Annotated in this window: 10 protein-coding genes; all 10 read right to left on the bottom strand. The window is 62.3% G+C overall.

Features of this window, described 5'->3' with window-relative positions; translation table 11 throughout:
• Window positions 1-3: 3 nt before the first annotated feature.
• Complete coding sequence (glgA, locus tag J3P73_RS21285; RefSeq protein WP_130675759.1) at window positions 4-1,446, bottom strand: glycogen synthase GlgA; 1,443 nt, start codon at window positions 1,444-1,446, stop codon at window positions 4-6.
• Between the two features lie 3 nt (window positions 1,447-1,449).
• Window positions 1,450-2,712, bottom strand: a complete 1,263-nt coding sequence (gene glgC, locus J3P73_RS21280; protein WP_018072787.1) for a glucose-1-phosphate adenylyltransferase — start codon at window positions 2,710-2,712, stop codon at window positions 1,450-1,452.
• Window positions 2,713-2,731: 19 nt separating this feature from the next.
• Entirely contained in the window at window positions 2,732-4,939 is a 2,208-nt protein-coding gene (glgB, locus tag J3P73_RS21275; RefSeq protein ID WP_018072788.1) for a 1,4-alpha-glucan branching protein GlgB, read from the bottom strand.
• Entirely contained in the window at window positions 4,936-7,398 is a 2,463-nt protein-coding gene (locus J3P73_RS21270) for a glycogen/starch/alpha-glucan phosphorylase (RefSeq protein ID WP_018072789.1), read from the bottom strand. Before J3P73_RS21270 ends, glgB begins: the two co-directional genes overlap by 4 nt.
• Before the next feature lie 275 nt (window positions 7,399-7,673).
• Window positions 7,674-8,912, bottom strand: coding sequence for a pilus assembly protein (locus J3P73_RS21265; RefSeq protein WP_018072790.1), 1,239 nt, complete (start codon window positions 8,910-8,912; stop codon window positions 7,674-7,676).
• A 117-nt stretch (window positions 8,913-9,029) separates the two neighbouring features.
• Complete coding sequence (locus J3P73_RS21260) at window positions 9,030-9,908, bottom strand: transglutaminase family protein (protein ID WP_075224481.1); 879 nt, start codon at window positions 9,906-9,908, stop codon at window positions 9,030-9,032.
• Between the two features lie 5 nt (window positions 9,909-9,913).
• Entirely contained in the window at window positions 9,914-12,331 is a 2,418-nt protein-coding gene (locus J3P73_RS21255) for a circularly permuted type 2 ATP-grasp protein (protein WP_018072792.1), read from the bottom strand.
• Between the two features lie 27 nt (window positions 12,332-12,358).
• Entirely contained in the window at window positions 12,359-15,685 is a 3,327-nt protein-coding gene (locus J3P73_RS21250; protein WP_018072793.1) for a transglutaminase family protein, read from the bottom strand.
• A 107-nt stretch (window positions 15,686-15,792) separates the two neighbouring features.
• Window positions 15,793-17,175 (bottom strand): sensor histidine kinase, encoded by a 1,383-nt coding sequence (locus J3P73_RS21245; RefSeq protein WP_130656235.1) that lies wholly within the window; start codon window positions 17,173-17,175, stop codon window positions 15,793-15,795.
• On the bottom strand, window positions 17,172-17,849 hold the full coding sequence (locus J3P73_RS21240) for a response regulator (protein ID WP_017967883.1): 678 nt from the start codon (window positions 17,847-17,849) through the stop codon (window positions 17,172-17,174). The genes J3P73_RS21245 and J3P73_RS21240 overlap by 4 nt, the downstream gene beginning before the upstream one ends.
• Window positions 17,850-18,037: the final 188 nt, after the last annotated feature.

Genomic DNA, 18,037 nt, shown 5'->3' with positions numbered 1-18,037 from the left:
AGGTCACATGCCTTTCGAGACGAGGCTTGAATAGAGGGCAGCGTAGCGTTCGGCGCTCTTCTCCCAGGAGACATCCGATTTCATGCCCTGCTTTTGCAATTGGGTCCAGAGTTTTCGGTCCTGGTAAAAATGCATCGCACGGCGGATTGCCTGTAGCATGCCCGTTTCTGTCACGGGGGCAAATTGTATGCCGGTTGCCACTTTCGCCGCAAGTGCGGCATGATTGGCGTCGATCACCGTGTCATTGAGCCCGCCGGTGCGGGCGACGATCGGAACGCAGCCGTAACGCAGGCCGTAAAGCTGGGTCAGGCCGCAGGGTTCGAAGCGCGAGGGGATGATGATCGCGTCGCAGCCGGCCTGCATCAGGTGCGACATCGGCTCGTTATAGCCGATCGAGACGCCGATGCGACCGGGGTGGCGGCTGGCGGAGGCGAGCAGCGCGCCTTCCAGTGCGGCTTCGCCGGAGCCGAGCACGACGAGCTTGCCGCCCATGGCGACGATCTCGTCGGCGATGTTGGCGACGATATCCATGCCCTTCTGCCAGGTGAGACGGCTGATGACGCAGAAGATCGGGGCGTCGTCATTGTCGAGACCGAAGAATTCGGCGATCGAGCGACGGTTCTCCTCGCGGTTTTTCAGCGTCGTCGAGCCGTAATGGGTGTGGACGACAGGATCGGTCGCCGGGTTCCAGATATCGGTGTCGATGCCGTTGACGATGCCGTGCAGATCGTCGATGCGGCTGGCGATGACGCCTTCGAGCCCCATGCCGAATTCCGACGTCAGGATCTCATCGGCATAGGTGGGGCTGACTGTCGTGATCGCATGGGCAGTCTTAAGCCCGCCCTTGAGGAAGCCGACAGTGCCGTAATATTCGATGCTTTCGGTGGCGAAGGCATGGGCGGGCAGGCGCAGGCCGGGAAAGATCTCTGAACCGAACTGGCCCTGGAAGGCGATGTTGTGGATGGTCAGCACGCTCGGCAGTTCCGGCGTCGGATTATAGCGCATATAGACCGACGTCAGTGCCGCCTGCCAGTCGTGGGTATGGACGAGATCGGGCCGCCAGCCGGGCAGCAGGCCGGCGGCGATCTCGGAGGCGGCGAGCGACAGGGCAGCGAACCGGCGCCAATTGTCCGGATAGTCCTTGCCGAGCGGATCGAGATAGGGGCCGCCTGGCCTGTCGTAATAGGCCGGCGCATCGAGGATAAGCAGATCGAGGCCCTCGTGCTGGACCTCGAGCACGGTCGCCCGCTCACCGAGCAGGTCGGGGAATTCGAGCCTGACGACGGGGTCGCGAATGACCTTCATGACGGCGGGATAGCCGGGCAGAAGGGTCTTGGTCTCGACCCCGAAGGCTTTCAGAGCAATCGGCAGGGCGCCGGACACATCGGCCAGACCCCCTGTCTTGATCAAAGGGAAGACTTCGGACGAAACCGAAAGAACTTTCATAAGTCAGATATCCAGCTTGTCGATCATCGGTTGCGTGATCAGGCAGATGCCGCTTTCCGTCCGCCGGAAGCGCTTGGCATCGAGCTCGGCATCCTCGCCGACAACCAGGCCTTCCGGAATGACGACACCATGGTCGATCACCACATTCTTGAGCTGCGCGCGCCGTCCGATCTTCACGTTTGGCAGAATGACCGCTCCTTCCATCTTGGAGAAGGAGTTCGCCCTGACACCGGTGAAGAGCAGGCTGTTGTTGAGCATGGCGCCCGAGATGATGCAGTCGCCTGACACAACGGAGGAGGTGGCCGAGCCGCGGCGATCCTCGTCGTCATGGACGAATTTCGCCGGCGGGGTGATCTCGGCATAGGTCCAGATCGGCCAGGACTTGTCGTAGATGTCGAGCTCCGGAACGATCGCCGTCAGGTCGATATTGGCCTGCCAATAGGCGTCGATCGTGCCGACGTCGCGCCAGTAGGGCTCGTGCTCGAAATCCGAACGGACGCAGGACTTGGCGAAGCGGTGGGCGACCGCCTTACCGTTCTTGACGATATAGGGGATGATGTCCTTGCCGAAGTCGCGGCTCGAGGTCGGGTCGGCGGCGTCGCGGCGCAGCGCATCGAGCAGGAACTTGGTGTGGAAGACGTAGATGCCCATCGAGGCGAGGGCGAAATCCGGCTTGTCGGGAATGGGCGGCGGGTCGGCCGGCTTCTCGACGAAGGCGATGATCTCGTCCTTGTCGTTGACATGCATGACGCCGAAGCCGACCGCTTCCATGCGCGGCACTTCCAGGCAGCCGATGGTGACGTCGGCGCCGGAATCGACGTGCTGCTGCAGCATCCATTCATAGTCCATCTTGTAGACGTGGTCGCCGGCAAGAATGACCATGTATTCGACGCCGTAATCCTGGATGATGTCGATGTTCTGATAGACGGCGTCGGCCGTGCCTTCATACCATTGCGTCTCGGAGACGCGCTGGCTGGCGGGCAGAATATCGAAGCTCTCGTTGCGCTCGGGGCGGAAGAAGTTCCAGCCGCGCTGCATGTGGCGGATCAGCGAATGCGCCTTGTATTGCGTGGCGACGCCGATGCGGCGGATGCCGGAATTCAGGGCGTTCGACAGGGCGAAATCGATGATGCGGGCCTTGCCGCCGAAATAAACGGCCGGCTTGGCACGCCGGTCGGTGAGTTCCTTGAGACGACTTCCCCTGCCGCCCGCCAGAACATAAGCCATTGCATCGCGGGCAAGTGGCTGAACGCGCTTTTCTACCATTTTCTCCTCCCACCATTCACTAATTTTCAGGTTCAAGCATGATTGTCGCCAAGGGCGGCAAGGTAATCGAGCAGGTGATGTTGCCGCCGGCATCGACGGCCTGCACGCGCCCGCCATTGCCCTTGCCGCTGCCGCCGTAGATGTCGGCATCGGTGTTCAGGATTTCCCGCCAGCGCCCTGCGGACGGCAGGCGGATCGAGTAGTTCTCGCGGTAGACAGGGGTGAAATTGGTGATGACGGCGACCGGCTTCTGGCCAGGCGCCTTGCGCAGCCAGGCAAAGACGGAATTCTGGTGGTCGTCGGCAACCAGCCATTCGAAACCTTCGCCCTCGCAGTCACGCGCATGCAGCGCCGGCTTGCTGCGATAGGTGAAATTGAGATCGCGGACCAGGCGCCGCATGCCCTCGTGCATGCGGTATTGAAGCAGGTTCCAGTCGAGTGCCTTCTCTTCGCTCCACTCGCTCCATTGGGCGAATTCCTGGCCCATGAACAGCAACTTCTTGCCCGGATAGCCCCACATATAAGCGTAGTAGGCGCGCAGATTGGCGAACTTCTGCCAGTCGTCGCCCGGCATCTTGGCGATCAGCGAGCCTTTTCCGTGCACAACCTCGTCATGCGAGAGCGGCAGGACGAAATTTTCCGAATAGGCGTAGAGCAGGCCGAAGGTGAGTTCGTTGTGATGGTGCCCGCGATAGATAGGATCGCGGCTCATGTAGCTTAGCGTGTCGTGCATGAAGCCCATGTTCCACTTGAAGCCAAAGCCGAGGCCGCCTTCATGAACGGGCTGCGAGACTTTCGGCCAGGAGGTCGATTCCTCGGCGATGGTCATGACGTTGGAATTTTTGCCATAGATGCGGATGTTGAGATCCTGCAGAAAGCGGACCGCTTCGAGGTTCTCGTTGCCGCCATATTCGTTCGGGATCCACTCGCCGTGCTTGCGCGAATAATCGAGGTAGAGCATCGAAGCGACGGCATCGACACGCAGACCGTCGAGGTGGAATTTTTCGGCCCAGTAGAGCGCGTTGTTGACGAGATAGGAAACGACCTCGGTGCGGCCGAAATTGTAGATCGCCGTGCTCCAGTCCGGGTGGAAGCCCTTGCGCGGATCTTCGTGCTCGTAGAGTGCCGTGCCGTCGAACCAGCCGAGACCGTGTTCGTCGGTCGGAAAATGCGCCGGCACCCAGTCGAGGATGACGCCGATGCCGACCTTGTGGCAGCCGTTGACGAAACGGGCAAAACCCTCCGGCTCGCCGAAACGAGCGGTCGGCGCATAGAGGCCGGTCGTCTGGTAACCCCAGGAGGGGTCGTAGGGGTATTCGGTGATCGGCAGGAATTCGATATGGGTGAAGCCCATGTCGGCGCAATAGGGGATGAGGCTGGAGGCGAGCTCGTCCCAGGACAGCATCGTGCCGTCCTGCCGGCGTTGCCAGGAGGCGGCATGCACCTCGTAGATCGAAATCGGCTGGCGGCGCTTGTCGGTCTCGCGCCAGTGCTTCAGATGGGCCTCGTCTTCCCACTCCTGCTCCAGCTCGGCGGCGGTGATCGAGGCGGTCTTCGGTCGGAGCTCGCTGCGGCGGGCGAAGGGATCGGCCTTCAGCGGCAGCAATACGCCATCCTTGCCGCGGATCTCGAACTTGTAGGCAACGCCGATCGGTACGTCAGGGGCAAAGATTTCCCAGATGCCGCTGTCGGCACGGAAGCGCATCACGTGGCGGCGGCCGTCCCAATTGTTGAAATCACCGACGACGGAGACGCGCTGCGCGTTCGGCGCCCAGACGGCGAAATGGATGCCCTGGGCGCCGTCATGCTTGATGAGGTGGGCGCCCATCTTGTCGAACAGGCGCAGGTGCGAGCCCTGGCGGGCGAAATAATCATCCATCGGTCCGAGCACCGGACCGAAGCTGTAAGGATCGGTGACAGCCCATTCGGCATCGCCGCGCCGGGCGCGGTAACGCACCGGCTGGAGCTTGGTGAGGGAAACCGGGCCGGCGAAGACGCCGTCGGCATGGAGCTGTTTCAGTTCGCCAATGACGCCGCCGTCGAGCGTCATGGCGGTCACCTCCTCCGCGCCCGGGATGAAGCACCGGGCGACGAAAGCGTCGCCGGCCTGGTGCACACCTAGGACGGCAAAGGGATTGGAATGCGAGCCGGCAAGGATTGCCGTGATTTCATCTGCCGAAATTTCCCAGGAAAGCTTTACTTCAGGGACCGTTTTCGGCGTTTTCATCCGGCTCTCCAGATTTCGTCTGCATATTGCCTGATCGTACGGTCGGAAGAGAACCAGCCCATCCGCGCCGTATTGTTGATCGTCTTGGTGTACCAGGCGGACTGGTTGGTCCAGATCTGGTCGACCTCGCGCTGGGCTTGGGCATAGGCGTCGAAATCGGCGGCGACCATGAACCAGTCGTGCGAATAGATGCCGTCGATCAGCGCCGTGTAACGGTTGCGGTCATCGGGCGAGAAGACGCCGGAACCGATGGCGGCGAGCGCCTGAGCGAGTTCGCGCGATCCCTCGATGATGGCGCGGGGATTGTGGCCATCACTGCGGACCTTCGACACTTCGTCGGCCTTGAGGCCGAAGATGACGATGTTGTCCTCGCCGACATTGTCGCGCATCTCGACATTGGCGCCATCGAGCGTGCCGATTGTCAGCGCGCCGTTCAGGCCGAACTTCATGTTGCCGGTGCCGGATGCTTCCATGCCGGCGGTCGAGATCTGCTCGGAAAGGTCGGCGGCCGGAACCATGACTTCGGCGAGCGAGACATTGTAGTTCGGGACGAAGACGATCTTCAGCAGGCCGCGCACCGACGGGTCGTTGTTGATTGTGCGGGACACGTCGTTGATAAGCTTGATGATGAGCTTGGCGTTGTAGTAACTCGGCGCCGCCTTGCCGGCGAAGAGTTTCACGCGCGGCACCCAGTCGAGCTCGGGATGCGAGCGAATCTGATCGTAGAGCGCGACGGCCTCGATGATGTTCAGCAGCTGGCGCTTGTATTCGTGGATGCGCTTGATCTGGATGTCGAACATTGCCGACGGATCCAGTTTCACGCCCATGCGGCTGGCGACGAGGTTGGAGAGTGCCACCTTGTTGGCGCGCTTTATCGCTGCGAATTTCTGCTGGAAAGCCGGATCGGAGGAATGCACGTCGAGCGCACGCAGCTTCTCGGCATCATCGAGGAATTCGTCGCCGATCGCTTCGCGGATCAGGCCGGTGAGACCGGGATTGCACTGCTGCAGCCAGCGGCGCGGCGTGATGCCGTTGGTCTTGTTGTTGATGCGGTTGGGATAGAGCTTGTGCAGGTCGGCGAAGACCGTGACCTTCATCAGGTCGGTGTGCAGTGCCGAGACGCCGTTGATCGAATGCGAGCCGACAAAAGCGAGGTTGCCCATGCGCACGCGGCGATCGCCACTTTCATCGATCAGCGAGATCGAGCGGATTTCCGCATCGGAGAAGTTCTTGCCCTTGCGGGCGTCGATCAGGATCTTGGCATTGATCGCATAGATGATCTGCATGTGACGCGGCAGCAGACGCTCGAACAGCGGCACAGCCCAGCTTTCCAGCGCCTCGGGCAGAAGCGTGTGGTTGGTGTAGGAGAAGGTATGGCGGGTGATTTCCCAGGCCTGGTCGAAATCCATCCCGTGTACGTCACAGAGCAGGCGGACGAGTTCGGCGACCGAGACGGCGGGGTGAGTGTCGTTCAGCTGGATCGCCACCTTGTCCGGCAGCGAGGTGAAGTCGTCATATTGCTGCAGATGGCGGCGCAGAATGTCCTGCAGCGAGGCCGATGAGAAGAAGAATTCCTGGCGCAGGCGCAGTTCCTGGCCGGCCGGGGTGGCGTCGGCAGGATAGAGAACCCGGGTCAGGCTTTCGGCCTTGTTGCTTTCGCGGAGCGCGCCGATGTGGTCGCCGGCGTTGAAGGCATCGAGCAGGATCGGATCGATCGGTTGCGCCGACCAGAGGCGCAGCGTGTTGACGCGCTTGCCGCGCCAGCCGACGGCCGGCGTGTCGAAGGCGGCGGCAATGACGCGCTCGGCCGGTTTCCAGACGTAGCGCGGCTGGTCGTCATGGGTGGTGATGAATTCGACGGCGCCGCCGAAGCCGATTTCATAGGCGCTTTCGCGGCGCTCGAATTCCCAGGGATTGCCATGGGCGAGCCAGTTTTCCGGCAGTTCCACCTGCCAGCCGTCGGCCAGCTGCTGGCGGAAGAGGCCGTGGACATAGCGGATGCCGTAGCCATAAGCGGGCACGTCGACCGTCGCCATGCTCTCCATGAAACAGGCAGCCAGACGGCCGAGGCCGCCGTTGCCGAGCGCGGCATCCGGCTCCAGGCCGGCGATGACGTTGACATCGACGCCGAGCGAGGCGAGTGCATCGCGCACCTCCTCCATCAGGCCGAGGTTGGAGACGGCGTCGCGCATCAGGCGGCCGATCAGGAATTCAAGAGAAAGATAATAGACGCGCTTGGCGCCGGTCGCATAAACCTCGCGGGTGGACGCCATCCACCTGTCGATGATGCGGTCGCGCACCACCAGGATCGTCGCCGTCAGCCAGTCATGCGGCTTTGCCACCTTGGCATCCTTGCCGATGCGGTAGGTCAGACGTTCGATGATTTCTTCAGCGAGAATTTCCGGCCTTGAACTGCGAGGGGCGGGGGAGGGGATGATCGGCTTGGAAACAGTGTTCATCGTCAGGTCTCGCCAATTTTAATTTGGTTTCAGGATGTTATGCCTGATTTAATCAATTCGTCGCTTGCGCCGGCGACAGTTTATGCATCGTTACTAAGCACTTGCAACAAGGGATTTGGACAAACGAAAAATTTGCGAAACCTTCATAATCAGGTGGGCCGAGGGGGTTGATTTCAATCGCTTTTCCCGATCAGATGGGTGGGATAGCGATAACGAAAAGCCGCTCCCTTTGTTCCGGAGCGGCTTTTTGTTCGGCTTTTCGCCGGGACCGATCGTCAGTTCGTCAGACGCGTCAGCTGCGCGGAGGCCTTCGCTCCGATCGCCTTGAAGGCGGCAAGCAGATCTTCCATCTTTTCCGCCTGGAAATAATGGGCGTCATCGGAGGCGCAATAATGCAGCAGCGCCTGTCCGCCGGAGGGTGCCATGAAGGCGATCGTATAGATTTCGATGCCCTTGGACTTTGCTGTGTCGCATGTCGTCTTGGTCAGTGTGTCGTATGAACGGCCGTTGCTGCTATCATTGTTATTGTCGCCGTCGGTCATGAAGACGATATACTTTTTCGGCACTTGCCCGGTTTTCTGCTTGTGGGCGGCGTCTTCGGCGTCGTTCCCAGCGGCGTTCTTAGCGGTCAAAGACGAGTAGGCCGTGTTCATTGCGCCGCTGGAATTTGTGCCGCCATTTGCCTGAAGTGCGTTGACATAGCTTGAGACACCGACAGTCCCCCAGGCGAGACTGCTAGCTGGGTATTCAACGATATCGTAGGATACCGCGCCTGTGCGCACATATTCTGCGTTGGGATCCGCGCTATTGAGTTGACCAAAAAGATTGCCGGCAGCGAGCTTCAGCGCCTCTATCTTGGTGTAGTAATTTGTGCGGCTGCCGGTGCATTTGTCGTAAACCCACTTATTATTCTTGCTGTTGTAGTGGAGGTTGCAGTCATAGGTAAAGGATTCGGTCGGATCATCTGCGTTAACGGTTGCGGTAGGGTCTCCCATCGACCCTGATTTATCGAGGGCGAGATACATCGAGATGGAGCCCTGGGTTTGCGATTGGCCGCCAACCGTCGTGCCCGATGTCGAAAGATGCTGCGAGCTGAAGCCGATCGCCTGCATGAGCGGATTGACGGCGAGATCGTAACTCGGTGAAACAGTTACCTGGTAGGATGTCGACTTTCCCGATGTCGTTGTCCGGACATCGACGCCTGTCGTGCTCTTGATATCGACGCTGCTCTGCATGTAATTCGCCATTTGCCCGGCGACGAAATCCCGCGCGAAGGCCTCGGCCTGCGAGGTTTGGATCGTGCCGTTTGCCAGCGCGGTCGCGGTTGCCAGCGCGGCCGAATCGGCGGCTTCCTGCAACTGCTGCTTCGAGAGCAATATGTCGCCCACCTGGATCGCCATGCCGGCCGCCCCGAAAAGGACGGGCAGCAGGATCGCCGTCATGATTCCGAAATTACCGCCACGGTCGCCAAGCATGCGACGTAGGCAGGGAGTCTGTAGAAAGGAGGTGCTCATCATGTTCACCCGTATATGGAGGCCCTGTGGGGTGATATTAGGCACGCTCCTCCTTTCCGCTGTCCTTACGGCGTCAATACAATTTTAACGAATCGTCGGATTTTTCCAATTTTGGGATTATTTCAGCGGAATGACGTCGACCGCCTGGACGGCGCGGTGGCCGCCATAGCTCTTCAAGACGCCGATGACGGGGACGACATCGGAATAGTCCCGGCCGTACGCGACGACGATGTGGTCCATGCCGGCGGCAATGTTGTTGGTCGGGTCCAGTTCGATCCAGCCGATCGTCTCGCCGCACCAGATGCGCACCCAGGCATGCATGGCGTCCGCCCCTTCCAGCCGTTCCTTGCCGGGTGGCGGGATGGTGCGCAGGAAACCGGAGACGTAGCCGGCCGGAATGCCGAGGCTTCTGAGAGCCTGGATCATCACATGGGTGAAATCCTGGCAGACGCCGCGCTTCAGCTTGAACGCCTCGAGCGGCGTGGTGTCCACCGTCGTCGCCTCCGGGTCGTAGGTGAAATCCTTGTTGATGCGGGCGCAGAGCGCATGAGCGATCTGCATGGCCGTCAGATCAGGCGTGGCGCAGCTTCGCGCATATTCGGCGATCTCGCGCGCTTCGGTGAGGCGCGGGCTGTCACCGAGGAAATGATGCGGCGAATCCGGCGCCAGCGACCACATGCCTGATATCTCCTCCGGCAGGTCGGCAAGCAGCGGCGAGAAATCGGCGGCGATCGGCTGGCTTTCCACCTGCACGCGGGCCTGCATGCGAATGTCAAGCGTCTCGTGCGGCGCGCGCAGCAGGAAGGAGGTGGTGGGGTGATGGAAGAAATCGACGAAATGCGACTGCTCGTCCGGCGAGGGCGAAATGGTAATCGAGCCGGCGATCAGCCGCTGCCGATTGGTGAGCGACAGGGGCATCAGGCGCATGATGTGGCGGGCGCCGGAGGCTGGCGCGTCGTAGCTGTAACCCATGTGCAGCGAGAGATCGTAGAGCATCGCCGTCACCCGAGATAAGTCTGGGCGAGCAGATCGGAAAGCTGCTCCAATTCGCGCTCGAGCCGTTGATAGACCTCGACCCCCATGCCCTCCGGCGTCATCACCGCCAGGCCGGAATGGAGCCGCATCGCCTCGCGGTAGAAGGGCGACATCTGGCCGTTGATCATGGCATTCGGCAGTTGTTCGACTTCGTGATGGATCTCGTTCACCTGGAAGAGGACCGAACGCGGGTTGAGCGGGTCGAGCGCCAAGAGGTCGGTGACGGTCAGCCGAGCGGTGTTGACGTTATAGCGGCGGCGATGGGTCATGACGCTGTCGCCGATCTCTAGCAGCATGTCGAGCGCGCCGTCAGGCGCTTCCGGGCCCGACATGTGGCCGAGCAGGCGCGTCATGTGGAGGCCGCGTTCGATATAACGGCCGAGCGAAAGGAACCGCCAGCCGGTGAAGCGGTACATGTTTTCATGCATGAGACCGGCGAAGCCTGCAAGCTTCCGCAAGAGGATTGTCATCGCGTGGCTGGCATCGTCGCCGGCAGCGACGGTGACGTGGAAGCGGTGGGCGGTCTTGGCGAGATCGTTGAGCGCCAGCCAGCCGTCCGGCGAGAAACGGTCGCGGATGTTGCTGGCCGAATAAACAGCGCTGTCGATGTTGCGCAGCAGCGTTTCCGGCACGGCGTCGGCGGTATCGATATCGACGGCCGTGAGATAGTCGGAGACGTCGGCGAGCAGCGGCTGGCTCGGATCGGCGGCTTCGGCGAAACGCGCATGCCAGGCGCGCAGGATGCGTAGCGCCCCTTCCGCGCGCTCGATGTAGCGGCCGAGCCAGAACAGGTTGTCGGCAGCCCGACTCGGCAGGCTGCCCGGCATGTTGCGGGTGAAGCTGCCTTCGGCGGGCAGCAGCGTGTGGCGCTCGACCGGTTTGTCGCTGACGATCCAGACATCGGCGGCCGCACCACCGGACTGCATGGCGATCGCCGCAACATCGGCGCCGGAGCCGATGCGGGCAAAACCGCCGGGCATGATCTGCCAGCCGTTTGCGGTGCGCGCGGCGAATACGCGCAGCGACATCGGGCGCGGCACGAGCTTGCCGTCCACCCAGGCGGGTGTGGTCGACAGCGTGACGACCTCCTGGCCGACGAGCTTCGGGCCGTCCGAACTCAGCCAGTCGGTTATCGAATCCTTGGCAGCCGCGCGCAGCGATGAGCCGAGCACGGATTCGCCGTTATCGTCGAAGAAGGGAGCACGGGAATAGGCCGGGCCGATGACCATCTTTTCGATGTTTTTTGCCACGTGCTCGCGCTCTTCCTCCTGACCGCACCACCAGGTAGCGATCGAGGGCAAATGCAGATCCTCGCCAAGCAGATGGTGACAGATGGTCGGCATGAAGGCGAGAAGCGCCCGGGTTTCAAGAATGCCGGTGCCGAGCGCATTGACGATGGTGAGGCTTTCGGCGCGCAGCGCTTCCACGAGGCCGGGCGTGCCGATATGCGAATTCTGGTTCAACTCCAGCGGGTCGGCAAAAGCTGAATCGAGACGGCGCCAGAGCACGCCGATCGGCTTCAAGCCGGCGACGGTGCGCACCATGACACGGCCCTTGACGACGGTCAGATCTTCGCCCTCGAGCAGCATGAAGCCGAGATAGCGGGCGATGTAGGCGTGTTCGTAGTAGGTCTCGTTGGCGGGGCCGGGTGTCAGCACGGCGATGCGGTCGTCGCCCGAATGTTTCATGCCCTGTAGCGCGTCGCGGAAGGCGCCGAAGAAGGAGGCGAGGCGATGGACCGGGGTTTCAGCATAGATATCCGAGAAGGCACGAGTCGTCGCGACGCGGCTTTCCAGCGCGAAACCAGCGCCTGAGGGAGCCTGCGTCCTGTCGGCGAGCACCCACCAGTTGCCGTCGGGCCCGCGGCCGATCTCGAAGGCGCAGAAATGCAGATAATGGCCGGATGCCGGCTTGATGCCGGCGAGCGGGCGCTGGAATTCGGGATTGGCGGCGATCAGTGCCGGTGGGAGGAAACCTTCCTCCACCAGCCGGTTGTCGCCGTAGATATCGGCGATGATCGCTTCCAGCAGGTCGGCGCGCTGGACGAGGCCCGCCGACAGCGTCTGCCATTCGCGCTCGTCGATCAGCACCGGGATATGCGAGATCGGCCAGGCTCGCTCGCCGGTGCCCTTGCTGCCATAGGCGCGATAGAAGACGCCGGCATCACGGAGGTAGCGGTCGGCGCGGGCGAAACGCTCGGCGAGATCCTTTTCCGGCATTGCGCTCAGATGCGAGAGGAAATTCTGCCAGACGGGGCGGACGACGCCGTCGTTGTCGACCATCTCATCGGCGGTATCGGGCAGCGGCGCATAGTCAAAGGCCGCATTCTTGGCGATGCGGTCCTCTGCCTCTTCCTTGCGCTCCACTGCCGGCTTCTTGCCCATCAAAACTTAAGCCTCAAACCCTCGGCCTCAAACCCCGGCGGGCCGCCTCAGATCCAGCGTCAGCGGAAATTCCGGCGAACCCGTCTCGACGCGCGGAATGTATCCGCCCGCCGTATGCCCCCACGGCTCGAACCGGGTGAGCCGTCTTGCTTCCGCCTCGTTACCGTTGACCGGGAAGGTGTCATAGGTCCGGCCACCCGGATGGGCAACATGATAGATGCAGCCGCCGATCGAACGTTTCGACCATGTATCATAAATGTCAAAAGTCAAAGGTGTGTTGATCGGCAGGACGGGATGCAGGCCCGAGGCCGGCTGCCACGCCTTGTAACGGACACCGGCGACCGACACGCCCGACGTACCTGTCGGCGTCAGCGGCAGGGTGCGGCCATTGCAGGTGACGGTATAACGCGAGGCATTGTCGGTTTCGAGCCGCACCTGCAGGCGTTCGACGGAGCTGTCGACGTAACGGGCGGTGCCGCCCGGCGCGCCTTCCTCGCCCATGACATGCCAGGGCTCCAGCGCCTGGCGCAGTTCCAGCTTCGAGCCCTCGTATTCGACCTCGCCGCAGAAGGGGAAGCGGAATTCGAGCTGGGCCTTGAACCATTCCGGGCTGACGTCGAAGCCGTTTTCGCGAAGATCGGCAAGCACGTCGAGGAAGTCGGCCCAGACGAAATGTGGCAGCATGAAACGGTCGTGCAGGGTCGTGCCCCAGCGGACGAACTTGCCGTCGACGGGATTGACCCAGAAGCGGGCGATCAGCGCGCGCACCAGCAATTGCTGGGCAAGCGACATGCGCGCGTTCGGCGGCATCTCGAAACCGCGGAACTCGATGAGGCCGAGCCGTCCTGTCGGGCCGTCGGGCGAGAACAGCTTGTCGATGCAGATCTCGGCGCGGTGGGTGTTGCCGGTGACGTCGGTCAGAAGATTGCGGAACAGGCGGTCGACGAGCCAGGGCAGCGGCTGCTGGCCACGGCCGGGGGCTCCGATCTGCGCCATGGCGATCTCCAGCTCGTAGAGGCTGTCGTGACGAGCCTCGTCGATACGCGGCGCCTGGCTGGTCGGGCCGATGAACATGCCGGAGAAGAGGTAGGAGAGCGAGGGGTGACGCTGCCAGTGGAGGACGACGCTCTTTAAGAGATCGGGACGGCGCAGGAAGGGGCTGTTGTTCGGATTGGCGCTGCCGACGACGACATGGTTGCCGCCGCCAGTACCGGTATGGCGACCATCGATCATGAACTTGTCGGCGCCGAGCCGGGTGGCGCGCGCCTCCTCGTAGATCGCCGTGGTGATGTCGACGCAGTCCTTCCAGTTGGAGGCCGGATGGATATTGACCTCGATGACACCGGGATCCGGGGCGACGCGGATGACGTTGATGCGCTCGTCCTGCGGTGGCGGGTAACCTTCGATATGGACGGGAAGCTTGAGCTCGGCGGCGGCGTTTTCGGCGGCGGCTATCAGCTCGAGATAATCCTCGATGCGCTCGACCGGCGGCATGAAGATGCAGAGCCTGCCGTCGCGCGGCTCGACCGACATGGCGGTGCGCACAGCGCCGCGGAGTTCGCCGAGCGTCTGTTCGACCCGGCCGCGATTGCTCTCGTCGGCATGGAAGGAGGCTTCCGGCATTGCCCGGCCAGCCGGTACGAAGACATCAGGTAGCGGTTCGCGTGGGATCGTCGGATCGGCCGGGTGAATATAGGGGTAACGCGCCGGGGGAACATAGGGCAGTGTGCCGAGCGGCAGACGGTAACCGATCGGACTGTCGCCCGGGACGAGGAAGATTTTGCCGCGTCGGGTGCGCCATTTCTCGCTGACCCAGACTCGGCTTTGCGCTGCTTTGGCATTCCATGCCTGAACCGGAAGGATGTAACCGGTCGGGGTCGTGAGGCCGCGGGCGAAGACGCGGGCGATGCGGTTGCGTTCCTCGGGATCCTTCAGCTTCGAATTCGCCGGGTCGACGTTTTCGGGAAGGCTGCCTTCCTTGATGATCCAGTCAGCAGGATCCTCATAGGCCGGCTGCACCATATCGGGCTTGATCGCCAGCTCCTTTGCGATTGCCGTCAGGAGCTTTTCGGCATCCTCGGCTTTGACGCCGGTATCCTTGCCTTCGGCGGCGACCAGATCGAGGTTCTGCCAGACCGGCTTGCCGTCGCGGCGCCAGTAAAGCGAGAAGGTCCAGCGCGGCAGGCTTTCGCCCGGATACCATTTGCCCTGGCCATAATGCAGGAAACCGCCGGGGGCGAAGCGTTCGTGCAGCTTGCGGATCAGGATGTCGGCCTTTTCGCGCTTGGTCGGGCCGACGGCGGCGGTGTTCCACTCCTCGGACTGGAAATCGTCGATCGAAACGAAGGTCGGTTCGCCGCCCATCGTCAGATGCACGTCCTCGGCCTCGAGGACACGATCGACCTTCTCGCCGAGTTCGTTGAGCTCCTCCCAGCTTTCATCGGAAAAGGGCTTGGTGATGCGCGGGTGTTCGGCGACGCGCGAGACCTTCATGTCGAAGGCGAATTCGGTTTCGGCCTCGCCGAAATAACCGCCGGAAATCGGTGCGGCGTTGCGGTAATGCGGCGTTGCGGCAAGCGGGATATGGCTTTCGCCGGTCAGCAGGCCGGACGTCGGATCGAGGCCAACCCAGCCGGCGCCGGGCAGATAGACCTCTGCCCAGGCATGCAGGTCGGTGAAATCGACTTCGGTGCCGGAGGGGCCGTCGAGCGCCTTCAGGTCCGGCGTCAGCTGGATGAGGTAACCGGAGACGAAGCGGGCGGCAAGGCCGAGATGGCGAAGGATCTGGACGAGCAGCCAGCTGGTGTCGCGGCAAGAGCCTTTGGCGGTTTCCAGCGTTTCTTCCGGCGTCTGCACGCCGGTTTCCATGCGGATGACATAGCCGATCTGCCGCTGCAGACGGGCATTCAGGCCGACGATCATATCGACCGTCGGCTGGTCGGGCGACCAGTCGAGCGTCGGCAGCAGCGCCTTCAAGCGCGGACCGGCCGGCTCCGGCGTCATGTAGATCGACAGATCCTCCTGGATCGTTTCAGGGTATCCGAAGGGCCACTTGGTCGCCTCTTCCTCGACGAAGAAGTCGAAGGGATTGTAGACCGTCATGTCGGCGACGAGATCGACCTCGATCTTGAACTCCGTCACCGGGTCCGGGAAGACGTAGCGGGCAAGGTAGTTGCCGTAAGGATCCTGCTGCAGGTTGACGAAATGGTTGGAGGGCGTGACCTTCAGCGAGTGGCTGAGCACCCGTGTCTTCGAATGCGAGGCAGGTTTCAGTCTGATGATCTGTGGGCCGAGACGGATCGGCTTGTCATAGGTGTAGTGCGTCAGATGATAGATACTGGCTTTGATCGACATATTTCTTTTTATCCGGCGCGCATCGTCGTGCGGCTTGCTGTTCCCAAAAAGCACTGTGTGCAATGCAGCGAAAGAAAGCAAGGTGGAAGGTCAAGGGGCCGACGGCTTTACGCCGCCTTGGTAAATGTGACGGCAGCCTTCAGGCCCCTGCCGTCCTTGCCCGGCTCCAGCGTCAGGGCGGCGTTGAAAAGATTGGCGATTTCATCGACGATCGGCAGGCCGAGGCCGGCACCCGGCGCACCTGTCTCATTGCCGCGCGAAAAACGTCCACGCACCGCCGCCAGCTTTTCTCGCGGAATGCCGGGGCCGTTGTCCTCGACTTCGAGGCGGATCGTCTCTGATGCGGCGATGATGCGGACGGTGACCTCAGCTCCCTTGCCGGCATAAGCGATGGCATTGCCGGCAAGGTTGCGCAGCATTTCGCCGATCAGCAGCGGCTCGGCGCGGACCATTGCCGGGCTTTCGCCCTCAAATCCGAGATCAATGCCGGCGACGGCGGCCGTCGGGATCTGCTCGCCGGTGATTTCTTGAGCGATGGCGGCAAGATCGATGGCGGAGGCGGTCAGCGCCTCCTTGGCGGTGGCGGCGTCGATCTTCGCCATCAGGAGAAGCTGGGCAAGGATGCGCTCGGCATGCGCCACGGCCTGATCGCCCTTCAGCGCTGCGGCCTGCGCCTCATCAAGCGAGCCGGCGCGGGCGGACAGGGCAAGCTGGGTACGGATGATCGCCAGCGGTGTGCGCAGCTGATGGCTGGCATTGCCGGTGAAATGGCGCAGCGCATCGAGCGCCGACTGCAGGCGGACCATAAAGGAATTCACCGTTTCGACCAGCGGCTCGACCTCGCTCGGTACGGTCTGCTTGATCGGATGCAGGTCATCGGGGCTGCGTTCGCCGATGGCGTCGCCGAGCTTGTAGAGCGGGCGGAGCGCCACCGTGACCGAGATCCAGACGATGACGGCCGCGCCCGCGATCATGAAGGCGAGGCGGAGTGCGGAGCGGACGAGAATCGCCTGCGCCAACTGCCGGCGGGCGATAGTGGTTTCGGCGACCGTCACGACGAAGGGCTCGGAGCGGATGCCCGTCGAGGCCGAGCGTTCGAGCGTGGCGATGCGGATCGGCTCGTCGCGGAAGGTATCGTCGGCGAAGGCGGCCGCATCGCCCGGCGTCTTCTTCAGGACCGGCAAGGACTGGTAGCCGGTGATGAATTGGCCCGGCGGGCCGTCGACGCGGTAGAAGACTCGATCCTGCGCGGCCGAGGTCAGCATCTCAAGTGCGACATAGGGGATATCGACCTGCAGCGTGCCGTCCTCGGCGACGACGACGCGTTCGGCAATCGCCAGCGCGGAGCCGGCAAGCACGCGGTCGGAGACGATGTTCGATGTCTGGACCGCCTCGCGATAGGTATCGGCGAGTGCCAGCGTGCCGATGACGGCTGTGGAGACGAGCAGCCAGAAGAGCAGCCGGCGTCTGAGGGAATAGGCGGCTTTCATGAGGCCTCGGGCAGCTTGTCGAGATAATAGCCGATGCCGCGGGCAGTCTTCACGGTCAGGCCGTGCGGCGAGAGGCGCTTTCGCAGGCGGCTGACATATTGCTCGATGGCGTTTGCGGAAATGTCGTCGTCGAAGGCCGTCAGCGATTGAATGATCGCCTCCTTGGCGACGACCTTGCCGGCCCGCATGAACAGAATTTCGAGCAGGCCGAGTTCGCGGGCGGGAATATCAAGGGGCGTGGCACCTGATGAAAAGGTGCGGGAATTGAGATCGAAGGAGATGCCGCCGAAGCTGACCGTCGCCGAACGCAGGCCGGCCTGGCGGCGCAGCAGCACGCGCACACGGGCCTCGAACTCGGCGATATCGAAGGGCTTGATCAGATAATCGTCGGCGCCGAGATCGAGCCCCTTCACCCGCTCTTCCGGCGTGCCGCGCGCGGTCAGGATGAGGACGGCCGCCTGGTTCTGCCGGGCGCGCATGGCGCGCAGCACGTCGAGTCCGTCCATCTCGGGCAGGTTGAGGTCGAGGATCACCAGATCGAAATTTTCCGCGGCGATGACCGCATTGGCAGACGCCCCGTCATGGACGACATCGACGGCATGGCCCGTGCCGCGCAAGATCGCCGACAGGCCGTCGGCCAGCGCGATATTGTCTTCGGTGAGCAGGATGCGCACGGATGTTTCCCCTGTTTTTCAAAGGAGATTACAGAGGTGAAGGAGGGATGTCACAGCGATTTTGAAATCTAGAGTGCCGCGCGTGTCGTTCAGGCGCGCAAAGGACGCTGTCATACTTTGTACCTACGCATCGCGCTTTCCGAAAATCGATTCCGGTTTCGGGCCGATGCGCTGGGTCAACGGCCGGG

It is taken from the genome of Rhizobium ruizarguesonis (assembly GCF_017357285.1).
GTDB lineage: Bacteria > Pseudomonadota > Alphaproteobacteria > Rhizobiales > Rhizobiaceae > Rhizobium > Rhizobium ruizarguesonis.
Note: the sequence above shows the minus strand (reverse complement) of the source record. Positions and strands in the feature narration are given on the sequence as shown.

Bases quoted from the DNA above. Each gene is read 5' to 3' on its own strand.
- J3P73_RS21245 (WP_130656235.1), bottom strand. From the start codon at position 17,175: ATGAAAGCCGCCTATTCCCTCAGACGCCGGCTGCTCTTCTGGCTGCTC.
- glgB (WP_018072788.1), bottom strand. From the start codon at position 4,939: ATGAAAACGCCGAAAACGGTCCCTGAAGTAAAGCTTTCCTGGGAAATT.
- J3P73_RS21260 (WP_075224481.1), bottom strand. From the start codon at position 9,908: ATGCTCTACGATCTCTCGCTGCACATGGGTTACAGCTACGACGCGCCA.
- J3P73_RS21250 (WP_018072793.1), bottom strand. From the start codon at position 15,685: ATGTCGATCAAAGCCAGTATCTATCATCTGACGCACTACACCTATGAC.
- J3P73_RS21255 (WP_018072792.1), bottom strand. From the start codon at position 12,331: ATGGGCAAGAAGCCGGCAGTGGAGCGCAAGGAAGAGGCAGAGGACCGC.
- glgC (WP_018072787.1), bottom strand. From the start codon at position 2,712: ATGGTAGAAAAGCGCGTTCAGCCACTTGCCCGCGATGCAATGGCTTAT.
- glgA (WP_130675759.1), bottom strand. From the start codon at position 1,446: ATGAAAGTTCTTTCGGTTTCGTCCGAAGTCTTCCCTTTGATCAAGACA.
- J3P73_RS21265 (WP_018072790.1), bottom strand. From the start codon at position 8,912: ATGAGCACCTCCTTTCTACAGACTCCCTGCCTACGTCGCATGCTTGGC.
- J3P73_RS21270 (WP_018072789.1), bottom strand. From the start codon at position 7,398: ATGAACACTGTTTCCAAGCCGATCATCCCCTCCCCCGCCCCTCGCAGT.